Source organism: Bartonella sp. AP57NXGY (assembly GCF_042195805.1).
Classification (GTDB): Bacteria; Pseudomonadota; Alphaproteobacteria; order Rhizobiales; family Rhizobiaceae; genus Bartonella.
Window position 1 is genome coordinate 1 of the sequence record NZ_JBHIOZ010000562.1, and the last position, 650, is coordinate 650.

1 protein-coding gene is annotated in these 650 nt (G+C 39.2%); it reads left to right on the plus strand.

Annotated elements, in window-relative coordinates:
- On the plus strand, nucleotides 1–650 hold a 650-nt coding region (locus tag ACFIL8_RS12045), incomplete at both ends, for a type IV secretory system conjugative DNA transfer family protein (RefSeq protein WP_375690010.1).

The following is a 650-nucleotide window of genomic DNA, read 5'->3' on the forward strand; positions in this document are numbered from 1 at the left end:
ATCGCTTTAGGTGCTTTAACGATATTCCTTGTCCCTCATTTTTTACTGTTAATAACAAATGGACTAAAGAGCGATCAAATTTATTGGACTCTTCGTTCTGAGCCTTTATTAGTCTTAGCACTAACGGCTGCTGTTTCATTGTTGTATAGTCTGTCGCAAAAACTGCACTTACGTAAAATAATCACTTTTGTCTCCGTTGTTTTTTTTGGAACAACCGCTCTTTACTATATTGGTGGTGAAATAAAACGTTTAAGTCCCTATGTTGGCCAACAAGGAATAACGTGGAGCTATGCGCTTCAATTCATGGACCCCATGGTTGTCTTTGGCATCATCATTGGTGGTTTTCTTTCCATCATTCAATTCATAACAACCTCTCCACCTAAAAATAAGGTCAAGCGTGCAAAAAAAGGTGTTTTTGGTGAGGCCTCTTGGATGAATTTAAGAGAGGCAGCAAAAATCTTTCCTGCCAATGGGCAAATTGTTGTGGGTGAAAGATACCGTGTTGATCAAGATAATGTGTGCAAAATTCCCTTTGCGCCTGGCAATAAAACAACATGGGGAAAGGGTGGAACAGCCCCTTTGCTAACCTTTAATCTTGATTTTGGTTCAACTCATATGATCTTTTTTGCTGGTTCTGGTGGCTATAAAAC